Annotated in this window: 7 protein-coding genes; 5 read left to right on the top strand and 2 right to left on the bottom strand. The window is 68.7% G+C overall.

Annotation, left to right across the window (positions count from 1 at the left end; genetic code table 11):
* Window positions 1-78: 78 nt before the first annotated feature.
* On the bottom strand, window positions 79-1,074 hold the full coding sequence (locus PV350_RS39205) for a LamG domain-containing protein (RefSeq protein WP_500338220.1): 996 nt from the start codon (window positions 1,072-1,074) through the stop codon (window positions 79-81).
* Between the two features lie 593 nt (window positions 1,075-1,667).
* Between PV350_RS39205 and PV350_RS39210 the strand changes: the two genes are divergently transcribed.
* From PV350_RS39210 to PV350_RS39230, 5 genes are all read left to right on the top strand, one after another.
* Entirely contained in the window at window positions 1,668-3,008 is a 1,341-nt protein-coding gene (locus PV350_RS39210; RefSeq protein WP_500338222.1) for a glycoside hydrolase family 26 protein, read from the top strand.
* A 498-nt stretch (window positions 3,009-3,506) separates the two neighbouring features.
* Window positions 3,507-4,871: a glycosyltransferase family 2 protein gene (locus PV350_RS39215; RefSeq protein WP_500338223.1), complete on the top strand. Its 1,365-nt coding sequence runs from the start codon at window positions 3,507-3,509 to the stop codon at window positions 4,869-4,871.
* A 56-nt stretch (window positions 4,872-4,927) separates the two neighbouring features.
* Entirely contained in the window at window positions 4,928-6,130 is a 1,203-nt protein-coding gene (locus PV350_RS39220; protein ID WP_500338225.1) for a glycoside hydrolase family 113, read from the top strand.
* Window positions 6,131-6,146: 16 nt separating this feature from the next.
* Window positions 6,147-7,247, top strand: coding sequence for a mannose-1-phosphate guanylyltransferase (gene manB / locus PV350_RS39225; protein WP_500338227.1), 1,101 nt, complete (start codon window positions 6,147-6,149; stop codon window positions 7,245-7,247).
* 49 nt (window positions 7,248-7,296) lie between these two features.
* Complete coding sequence (locus tag PV350_RS39230) at window positions 7,297-9,369, top strand: acyltransferase family protein (protein WP_500338229.1); 2,073 nt, start codon at window positions 7,297-7,299, stop codon at window positions 9,367-9,369.
* A 41-nt stretch (window positions 9,370-9,410) separates the two neighbouring features.
* Here the strand turns inward: PV350_RS39230 and PV350_RS39235 are convergent, their stop codons facing one another.
* Window positions 9,411-10,646, bottom strand: a complete 1,236-nt coding sequence (locus tag PV350_RS39235; RefSeq protein ID WP_499513486.1) for a nucleotide sugar dehydrogenase — start codon at window positions 10,644-10,646, stop codon at window positions 9,411-9,413.
* Window positions 10,647-11,223 lie beyond the last annotated feature (577 nt).

Genomic DNA, 11,223 nt, shown 5'->3' on the forward strand with positions numbered 1-11,223 from the left:
CGTTCCTGCTTTGTTTTTTTTTTTCAAGCGAAGACCGCCTAACGGAGTTTGGGAGGGGCCCTGGGGCCGGGGATGGTTTTAAGAGGCAACCATGACGTGACCGAGGACGCCGGCCCAGTAACCTCCCCACACCCCGTGCGTACGGACGCGGCCGAGCTGCAGCGGACCCTTTCCGGCCCAGATCCCGGGGACCTTCGTGGAATCGGCCGGATTCCCGTCCACGTAGAGCGCGATCGTCTTCTTCCCGGCGTCGTACGTGCCGGTGAGCAGAGCCCACTGGCCGACCGTGTTGACGTTCGCGGCCGCCTCGGCCTGCAGGACCGTGCTGTCCGCCCCGCCGTCGGCGGTCTGCACCTTGAAGACCCACTTGCGGTCGGCGCCCGAGGCCTCCCGGCCCAGGCTGAACGAGGGCGAGACCCCGTCACCCTGGCTGATCGCGGAGCGGGAACCGCCCGGGGCCTCGTTGTAGACCCATGCCGAGATGCTGAAGCTCTTGGTGACGTCGATCAGTTGCGCAGCTGACTGGGCGTAGGAATTGCCGTTGCTCCTGAGCCTGACCACGAAGCCGTTGGTCACCTTGCTCACCCCGGCGTCCGGCCCGAGGATGAGGTTGTTCTGCCCGGACTTGTCCGCGAGGGCGTTGTCCTCCCCGGGGACCGTCGGCGAATCGGCCGTGGCGGAGGGGGAGGCCGACGCGCTGGGGGAGGGCGACGGGGCGGCCGTGTCGTCCGTGTCCTTCGTGTAGTGGAGTGCGACGACGCCCGCTCCCACCCCGAGCACGCACGCCACCAGGACGATCAGACCCGTCCTGAGTCTGTGGCGGCGACGCTGTCTGGTCTCGTTGGCGTCGGCCAGGGCCTGCCAGTCGGGCTGGGGCGAGTAGGAGGGCTGCTGGTAGCCGGTGGCCGGCCCGAAGCCGGGTTGCCCGTACCCGGGCTGCTGCTCGGGTATGTGGTGCTGTGGGTATCCGTAACCGCCCGGCGCCGCGGACGGCTCGGGAGCGGACGGGGTGTTCCAGGGGCTCCGCCCAGGAGCGGCAGCCGCGTCTTCCGGGTTTTCCACGGGGTCAGTCACACCACGGATGCTAGAGCAGCACCGTGGTGTCCCGTAAAGGCACTTCGCGAGCGTTCCTGATCCGTTTCCTCACCCGGAACGACGAGCCGCGGGAGGAGCACCGTCGCCGGTCCGAGTGCTCCTGATGACCTTGTGCACGCCCAGGGGGAACCTCCCTGCCCGGCGAACACCACGATGCCGATCACGACGGGGGCCCACAGCCGCGAGGCGTACTTCGTCCGGTCGGCCGGGGACACGGCGACGCCGGCGCCTGGGCCGAACAGTTCGAGCCATCCCCGGAGGCAGTCATTCCGTAGCCAAAAGTTTCCGTTTCCACCTATATGCAAGATGCACATAACGGACAGCCGATGCCCCTCGGGTATCTGACGTCGCCGGGAGTCTCATATATGCTTCCGATGCTCGGCTGCGTGTTCGACTCGACCGGGTACTCCGAGCTCAAGGAGTTCCAGCGCGTCGAAGTGACGGTGTCGCCGACGCACCACCGCTGACGGCGCGGCATCTGCCCGCAGCGTGAACAGTGGCGCCGGCGGGCCGGAAAACGAGCGGGCCGGCGCCTCGGTGCCGGCCTCGCACTGCCTGGGGGACTTCTCCTGATGCGTAAAGGGTGGATCCGATATGCCCTGTTCGGCGCGGTACTGGGGGTACTGCTGCCGCTGATCGTGCCGGACTCGGCGCGGATGGGCACAGTCGCCGCGCAGCGCATCGGGACGGATGTGCGAACCCGGGACCCCGAGGCGTCTTCGTCGGCTCGTGCGGTGTACGCGATGCTCGCCGGGCTGGAGAACGACGCCCGCGCCGGCCGGCCCACCCGCACCGTCATCGGCCAGCACGACGAGCTGCAGAACGAACGCTACAACGGCACCTACGGCGACTACCCGGGGCGCAAGCAGCCCGGCTACTACTACCGCAAGCCCGCCGACATCACCGGGCGCCTCCCGGGTTTCCTGGAGGTGGACCTGGGTCCCGGATACGGACAGTCGTCCTGGGGTGTCGGTGAGCCGCGCCCCTACTCGGCCGCGTGGCCGAGTTGCCGCCCGTACTGGGGCTACACCAACGACGCCACGGACTTGGCCGTCGGCGTGTGGGAGGGGATGGACGCCGGTTCCCACTGGGACTGCTCCGGCGGCCGCACGGTGACGCTGCCGGGCAACGGCGGTCGCCCGGCCGGCATCGTCGGCATGTCCTTCCACGAGCCCTATCCGGGCAGCCCGGTGAAGGGCTATGCCGACACGCTGTGCCGTAACTCACCCGCGGCCCACGACCCGAAGTGGTTCGCCCGGGTGGTGACGCCCGGCACGGCCGAGCAGCACGATCTGCTGGTCGACCTGTCCTTCCTCGCCGACCACCTGGCCTACCTCGCCGCTCGTGATGTACCGGTGCTGCTGCGGCCGTACCACGAGATGAACGCGAGCGGCTGCTCCGGCGGGTTTTGGTGGGCCGGCCAGCGCCCCGAGTTGTACCGGAAACTGTGGCGGACGATGTACGACTACCTCGTCGGCACCAGACGCCTGCACAACCTGATCTTTGTCTGGGCGCCCAGTCCGTGGGAGGGGAAGCACGGCACCGATCCCTGGGCGTACTACCCGGGCGGTGAATACGTCGACGTGGTGGGAGTCGACGACTACAGCGACACGCCGGAGCGGCCGTTCCGGGGCGAGCCGTGGACGCAGATCTGGTACCGGGGGTTGGCGCACTACGACAAGCCGCGCATGATGGCGGAGTCCTTCCACGTCCCGATCTCCGCCGCGCAGCCCGCCACGCTCGCGGCGGCGCCATGGGTGATCTGGAACGTATGGGGAAGCGGGCTGACGGACCACAACTCGCCATCGGATGTGCAGCGGACCTACTACGCGCCAGCCGTCCTTACCGGCGGCACTTCGACACAAGGCGGACGTTTCGACTGGGGATCACTGCACAAGCCGCCTGATCGCTGATCGAACGCACTCGCGCTCCTGCGCGACGAGCCGCGCAGCCGCAACCGTAAAAGGGTTGTACGGACGCGGTGTGAAGGTTCTCACGGCCTGGCGAAGTTGATCACCGGAGATCTAAAAGTCCAGGTCAGCGCCTCGCCTCTGGAGTAACACGTGTATCGTACGGTTAACTTTTGAACACAAGTTCTCCATGGGATTCCCTTGTATGGCGCAAGCGTGCGAGGATCGTGCTCCTGTTCGGTCAGTGGTTTAGGCGCCTGGGGGGCATCTGAGCGCCGCTGGCCAAAACGTCCGAAAGTCGTTGAGGGGTAGGGGCTCGGGACAGGACGTTGTCGTGGTAGGCCCAGCCGTGCCATGACCGGGATTCTCGCTGGCTCAACGCATTGTCATCTGCAGGGGAGTTCAACAGTCGCCATGGCCGTGACACAGGTCGATGGGGTTGTGCCGCACTCGCGGCACAACGCCAAGTTGGCACAACGCACCGCCGCTTGGAAGCCGGGGATGCTGCCGTTCCTGATTCCCTTCACGCTGCTGCTGGCTTTCGGTCTGTGGTCGTACTCGCCCAGCCGGACCCCGCTCAGCTGGGCGCTGAGCATCGTCTGGTCGCTGCCCGTCGTGGGTGTGCTGGTGGGTATCCAGGGCGCGTGGCTGATCCGCCGCAGGGTCAAGCGCAGCGTCAACATGGTGCCGCCGGCCCCTGTCGAGCAGGACTTCCTCATCGTGCTGGTGCCGACCATCGGACGCCACGACACCTATCCGGCGCTTGAGCGCTCCGTGCTCTCGTACGTCGAGCACCTGCCGGAATGGTTCCCGTACATGCGCGTGGACGTCCTCACCGAGGAAGGCTGCGAGGCCGCGGCGGACATCGACCGGCTGGCCACCGTCCACCCGCTGATCCGTGTCGTCACGGTGCCCAAGGCGTACGCCACGGCCAACGGCACCCGCTTCAAGGCACGCGCCAACCACTACGCGCACGAGCTGCGCATCGCCGAGGGCGAGGCGCTCGACGACGTGTGGGTGCTGCACATGGACGATGACACCGGGGTCGGCCCCGACACCGCGGCGGCGCTCGCGCAGTTCATCAACCGCCAGCGGCGCGCCGCGCCCGAAGAGGCCAAGCACATGGCCCAGGGAATTCTCACCTACCCGCGCGAAAGCGCGGTCAACATGTTCACCTGGCTCGCCGACGCCGTGCGCCCCGCGGACGACATCGCGCGATTCCGGGCGCTCACCGGAATGGGAACCCCGGTGGCCGGCGTGCACGGCGAACTCCTCGTTCTCCGGGCTTCGATCGAGGCGACGATCGGCTGGGACTTCGGGCCGAAGGCAATTGTCGAGGACGCACAACTCGCCCTCACATTCTGCCGTCGTTATCCGGGACGCAGCGACTGGTTCAACGGCCGTTGCTACGGCGCTTCTCCCGCCACCGCCAAGGACTTCGTGAAGCAGCGCGACCGGTGGGCCTGGGGTCTGGTCGCCCTGTGCTTCAACCGGACGATCCCGCTCCGCTACCGATGGTTTCTCGCCATCTGTGTGGCGACCTGGATCCTCGGTCCGCTCCAGCACATCGGCGCCGTGCTGCTGTTCGGCTGGCTCATCAACGACATGAACACCTCGCCCGTGACCCAGTCCGTGGTCATCCTCTGGGCCCTCAACTTCGCCTACGTCATCTGGACCTACTGGGAGGGTCTGCGGCTGAACGCGGTCGCGTCGGCCAGCGGCCGGCGCAAGTGGTGGGAGCCGATCGTCGTGGTCGCTCTCATCCCCGTCTTCTCCGTGATGGAGGGACTCGGCGGCTTCAAGGGCTTCCTGAGGTTCGTCCGGCGCGAAGAGAACAAGTTCGTCGTCATCGCCAAGCCCGTCTGACCGCCCGGAAGACAACTGACATGCGCTCGCGCCTTCCCCTGCTCGCCATCTTTCCGGTGAGCGTCCTCAGCATCGTGCTGGGCACCCCCTTCGTCCTCGGCGACCACCCGGTCCGCTGGGTGTCGGGCTCGGCGATACCCAAGATCGTCGTTGGCGACGCCGGGGACTCCGCCACTCCGAAGGGCGACGTCACCGACACACCGTCGGCGTCCTCGCCGTCCGATTCCCCGTCTTCCCCCGCCGAGGCCCTCCAGGTCGCCAAGCCCTGGAAGAAGGGCATGGCCCAGTGGGGCGTACAGCTCTACTGGGAGGAGGAGAAGCGGAAACGATCCGACACGTTCATCGAGGCGCAGGCCGGCAAGCAGGCGAAGTACCTCATCGGCCTGGGCGCGAACTCGGTGTCGGTCTCGTTCCCGTTCTTCATCGAGAACTCCACGTCCAACAAGCTCTCGGCCGGTGCCAAGACCCCGTCCCCGGAACGTCTCGAGCGCGTGCTGAAGGTCTTCAAGGACGCCGGGTTCCGCACCACGATCCGCCCGATCCTGGACGAAGGCACCCTGGAGCAGTCGAACGGCTGGCGCGGAAACATCGAGCCCGACTCGCGGTCCGCCTGGTTCGCCTCGTACAAGCAGTTCCTCACCCCGTACCTCAAGGTCGCCCAGGACACGAAGGCGGACACCTTCGTGATCGGTACCGAGCTGAACTCCCTCGAAGGCGACACCGGCTGGGACAGCCTGGTCACCTACGCCGAGAAGGACTTCTCCGGGGAGGTCGCCTACGACGCCAACTGGGACAACTACGTCTCCGGCCGGATCAACATGCCGGTCAACCACCTCGGCGTCGACGCCTATTTCCCCATCAAGGTGCCGGACACCGCTCCGGTCCAGGACCTGGTCGAGGGCTGGAACGACTGGCTGGACAAGAAGGCCACCGGTCCGCTGCCGAACATCCTCGTCTCCGAGACCGGCATCGGCGCCATGGACGGCGCCTACCACGCCCCCGGCGACTTCTACGTCAAGCGCGCCGTCAACCCGCAGGTGCAGGCCAATTGGTACGACGCCGTCTGCGAGGTCGTGCAGGAGCGCAAGATGCAAGGCATCTACTGGTGGTCGCTCTGGTTCGACGACGACCCGAACACCAAGCCCGACGACAAGGTCGCCTCCCGGCTCGACTTCGCCGGACGCCCCCTCTCGGAGAAGGCCATCAAGTCCTGCTTCACCTCTGACTACGCGGGACCCGGTACCGCCCCCACCAGCTGACCGAGCGGAGGCAATCATGCAAGAAGCCATCATCCTGGTGGGCGGCAGGGGAACCCGCCTGCGCCCGCTGACGAACCACACTCCGAAGCCGCTGCTCCAGGTGGCGGGCTCGTCCTTCATCCGGCACCAGATCGCCAAGCTGATGGACGCGGGGGTCGAGCACGTGGTGTTCGCCACCTCGTACCTCGCCAGCCTCTTCGAGGAGGAGTTCAAGGACTTCTCCCGGGATCTGCGGATCTCCTACGCCGTCGAGGACGTCCCGCTCGGCACCGGCGGGGCCATCCGCAACGCCGCGCGCCTGCTGTGCGGCGGCCCCGCCGACGCACCGGTCCTCATCCTCAACGGCGACATCCTGTCCGGCGTGGACCTGCGCGCCATCCTGGCGCGGCACGAGGAGAAGGACGCGGACGTCACCCTGTACCTCACCCGGGTCGCCGACCCGCGCGCCTTCGGCCTCGTCCCCACCGACGAGGACGGCCGGGTGCTGTCCTTCCTCGAGAAGCCCAAGACGGCCGAGGAGTGCGTCACCGACCAGATCAACGCCGGCTGCTATGTCTTCGGCCGGTCCGTGCTGGACACCATCCCCGCCGGCCGCGAGGTCTCGGTCGAGCAGGAGACCTTCCCGCAGCTCGTCGCGCAGGGACGGCGCGTGTTCGGCCACACCACGGATGACTACTGGCGCGACCTCGGTACGCCGCTGGCCTTCGTCCACGGCTCGGCCGACCTGGTCACCGGCAAGGCGACCTCCCCCCTCGTGGAGACGCCCGCCGACAACCTGATCCATCCCACGGCCTCCGTCGACCCGACCGCCCTCGTCACGGGCGGCTCGACGATCGGCCCGCATGCCCTGATCGGTCCGCACGTGGTCGTCGATCGCTCCATCCTCGGTGCGAACGTCACCGTGGCCGAAGGCGCCCGCATCCGCGAGTCCGTGGTCGACCACGACTCCTCGATCGGCAGCGAATCGTTCCTTCACGAGGTCGTCGTGGGCTGCCACGCCCACATCGGCGCGCAGAACGAGCTGCCCGCCCAGCTGCGGCTGTCGTGCGGCATCCGCATTCCCGCCCAAGGGGTGCGCGTCAGCGGAACGGCTGTCGCCTGCCCGACGGTCCACTGAAGCAGCCGGTCGGCCCCCGCGGGCTCAACCGGGCATTTTCTGGAGAATCGTGACCACCCACGCCTCAACGGCCGTCAGTCCGCAGCCTTCGCACCGGCACCGGCCGGGGCCCCAGCCGGAGAAGACGGACCGCCTGCGCAAGTACCGCCCGGACATCCAGGGTCTGCGTGCCGTCGCCATCATGATGGTGGTCGCGATGCACTGCGGCATCCTCGACATCCACGGCGGCGTGGACGTCAGCTTCGTGCTCAGCGGCTTCCTGATCGGCGGCCAGATCCTCGCCGAGATCGACAAGACCGGGAAGGTCTCGCTCGGCAAGTTCTGGGCACGGCGTTTCCGCCGTCTGTCCCCGTCCATGGCGATCACCATCGTCGGCACCGCCGTCGCCGCGTGGATCTTCGGTAGTCCGCTGCGCTTCCGCGACTACGTGGCCGACGGTCTCAGCGCCTCCCTCAGCTTCCTGAACTGGCGCTTGGTCGAGAACGGCACCGACTACTTCGCCAACGACGGCACCCAGTCGCCGTACCAGCACTTCTGGTCGCTGGGCATCGAGGAGCAGTTCTACGTCGTCGCCCCGATCCTGCTGGTCGTGGCGGTCTGGCTCAGCCGCAAGATCTTCCGCAACCGATTCCTGGTGGTCCTCGCGTTGCTGGCCGTCATCGCGGGCTCCTTCTACCTGGGCTGGACGAAGACGGCGGAGAACCAGCCGCTCGCCTACTTCGCCACCCACACCCGGATCTGGGAGATCACCACCGGCGTCCTGCTCGCCCTCGCCGCCCCGCTCGTCTCCCGAATGAACACCGGATTCGCGGCCGTCATCACCTGGCTCGGTCTGGGCACCACGCTGGTCACGGCCATGCTCATATCCGACGCGACCCCGCTGCCCGGCTACGCGGTGGCCGGTCCCGTCGCGGGCGCCCTGCTGGTGATCGCAGGCGGCTGCGCCAACCCCAGGTTCGGCGCGGAGCGGCTGCTCGACAACCCCGTGCTCGACTTCATCGGCAACGCCAGCTACGGCTGGTACCTGCTGCACTGGCCGCTGCTGGTGCTCTGGCCGTCCATCGTGGACCGCGAGTTCACCATGTCCGACCGATTCCGGGTGGCGGTGCTGTCCTTCCTGCTGGCCGTCCTCATGCACTACGTGGTGGAGCGCCGCTTCAAGCGGAACACGCAGTTGGTGGCTCGGCCGTGGAAGGGCATCCTCACCGGATTCGTCCTCACCGGCGTCGGGGCCGGCGCGATGGTCCTCGCCACGATCGTCCCGCTGCACCTGGCGACCTCGCCCTCGGCCAGCACGGTCGCGGTCGGGTACACCAGCAGCTCGTCGGTCGAAGAGTCCGTGCACCGCACGCAACTCTCCGCGGCAGTGCAGAGTGCTCTGCCCAGCGCCCCCAAGAACTCCGCCGAGCACGGCTGCATCGACAACTTCGACGTCAAGAAGTTCGTGATGCGCGACGGCTGTGTCGTCGGTGATCCGAAGGGCTCGAAGACGGTCGTCCTCATGGGTGATTCGCACGCCTGGCAGTGGAGCGACACCTACCACGAGGTCGGCAAGGAACTCGGCGTACGCGTGGTGACCATGACGAAGGGCGGCTGCTCGCCGCAGATCTACCACATTATCAACCCTCAGGTGAACCGCGAGTACACCGAGTGCGACAGCTGGCGCCAGTCGGCCTTCGCGGAGCTCAAGAAGATGCACCCGGATGTCCTCGTCATCGCGGACCGAGCCCGTCGTGAGGCGAACCGGACCGGTGCCGAGGCATCGTTCAAGGTGTTCAAGGAGACCGGCGCCAAGCTCGTCTACATGACGGACACCCCGGAACCCGGCCAGAACATCCCGGACTGTCTCGCCACGCACATCGACGACACCACCCTCTGCAACCGCAAGCAGTGGCAGGCGCTGGAGTACACGGAGTTCCGCACCATGGAGCGGGAAGTGGCCGAGAAGTACGGCGCGGACATCATCGACACGACACCCGCGTTCTGCGCCTTGGACGTGTGCCCGGCGGTCATCGGGGACCAGATCGTCTACTTCGACAACAGCCACATCACGTCGTCGTACTCGAAGACCCTGAAGCCCTTCCTGGAGCCGGCTCTGAAGGAGATCCTGGACAAGGCGTAGCGCCCTTCCAGGCCGGCCCGCCACTCCTGGCGCCCGGCGGCTCACAGCCGCGCGGCCGCCCCGACCGGGGTGGCCCCGCGGGTGTCCAGCATCAGCTGGGCCTTCACCGCCAGGCCCTGCATGTCGTAGGTGCGGTGGTGCTGGAGCAGGACCGTCAGGTCGGCGTGCGCCGCGGCCTCCCACAGGGAGTCGGCGCGGGGGACCGGGCGGTCCAGCACCCGCCACTGCGGGGCATACGGGTCGTGGTAGCTCAGCTGCGCCCCCAGCTCGGCGAGCCGGGCGCCGATCTCGCCGGCCGGCGAGCGCTCCTGGTCCGGCAGGTCCGGCTTGTACGTCACGCCCAGCAGCAGCACGCGCGCCCCGCGCAGCGACTTGCCGTGCTCGTTCAGCAGGGCCGCGGCACGCTGCACCACGTAGCGCGGCATGCGGGCGTTGACCTCCTGCGCGTACTCGACCAGGCGCAGCGGGTGGCCGCCCACCCGGCCCTGGTACGGCCGGTGACCGGGGTCCAGCGGCATGGTGTGGCCGCCGACCCCCGGGCCGGGGCGGAAGGCCTGGAAGCCGTGGGGACGGGTCTCGGCGCAGCGGATGACGTCCCAGACGTCCACGCCGATGTCGTGGCAGAACACGGCCATCTCGTTCGCCAGGGCGATGTTGACGTGCCGGTAGTTGGTCTCCAGCAGCTGCACGGTCTCCGCCTCGCGCACCCCCCGGGCCCGGACGATCCGCTCGGTGAACCGGCCGTAGAAGACGGCCGCGGCCTCCGTGCAGGCGGGGGTGAGCCCGCCGATCACCTTCGGTGTGCCGGGGTGCCGCGCGGGGGCGTACGCCAGGTGGAAGCCATGGCCGGCCCGCAGGCCGGAGCCCTCCTCCAGCAGCGGACGCAGGAAGTCCTCCGTCGTCCCCGGGTACACCGGCGACTCCAGGACCACCGTGCTGTGCGGCCGCAGCTGTCCGGCCAGCGCGCGGGCGGCCTCCGCGAGCGCCGTCAGGTCCGGTTCCCCGCCTTCCCCGAGCGGGGTCGGCGCGCACAGCACGGCCGCCCGCACCCGGCCCAGGGCGGCCGTGTCCGCGGTCGCGCGGAAGCCGCCCGCGAGCATCCGCCGCACGTCGGCGGCGGCCAGCGCCCCGCAGGGCACCCGGTTGCCCGCGTTGATCGCCTCGACGACGTGCTCGTCCGGGTCGTACCCGATCACCCCCAGCCCGGCGGCGCTGGCCGCCTGCGCGAGGGGCAGCCCGGCGTGGCCGAGTCCGATGACTGCGAGGTCTGCGGGCATGGGGGTCCTCTCCGGCGGCGGGGTGCGTCCTGGTACGTCCTGGTACCCAAATGGCGCGAAATCAGGCTAACCAGACAGGTAGCTGATATGACTGCACGCCACGCGGTCCGGCCCCCGCCCGGTCCCCTCTCCTCGCGCCGGGGCTTTGGCCACGCCTGCGGCACTGTGTGCTCCGGGCAGGTGCGGCACCGTCGTGGGGTTGCACCAGCCTTTCCCCAGCTACCGCTGGGAGGCGCCCCCAGCCTCCGGCGAGCGGCCGACCCGCAACCCCATGGTCGTTGTGGTCCGGGGTTGCCGTAGGTGCCCCACTGACCCCCCACCGGCCGTCGTGCGCCCCGACAACGGGAGGGGGTGTGGCGGAGTGCGCCCATGGGGGTCCCCCCGGCCGAAGGCTGGGGGAGACGAGCGGCGGACCCGGCGCCGAACGATGTTGGGCCAAACCGCGAGCGCTGTGGGGGTCCCCCCGGCCGAAGGCTGGGGGAGTGCGCCGGCGCGGCACCGACCCCACCCCAACGATGCGCAGGCCCGCACTGACCGCGCCGGATGGGGGTCCCCCCGGCCGAAGGCTGGGGGAGGG

Origin of the sequence: Streptomyces sp. PA03-6a (genome assembly GCF_033792765.1) — a bacterium.
GTDB lineage: Bacteria > Actinomycetota > Actinomycetes > Streptomycetales > Streptomycetaceae > Actinacidiphila.

Bases quoted from the DNA above. Each gene is read 5' to 3' on its own strand.
- PV350_RS39210 (WP_500338222.1), top strand. From the start codon at position 1,668: ATGCGTAAAGGGTGGATCCGATATGCCCTGTTCGGCGCGGTACTGGGG.
- manB (WP_500338227.1), top strand. From the start codon at position 6,147: ATGCAAGAAGCCATCATCCTGGTGGGCGGCAGGGGAACCCGCCTGCGC.
- PV350_RS39235 (WP_499513486.1), bottom strand. From the start codon at position 10,646: ATGCCCGCAGACCTCGCAGTCATCGGACTCGGCCACGCCGGGCTGCCC.
- PV350_RS39215 (WP_500338223.1), top strand. From the start codon at position 3,507: ATGCTGCCGTTCCTGATTCCCTTCACGCTGCTGCTGGCTTTCGGTCTG.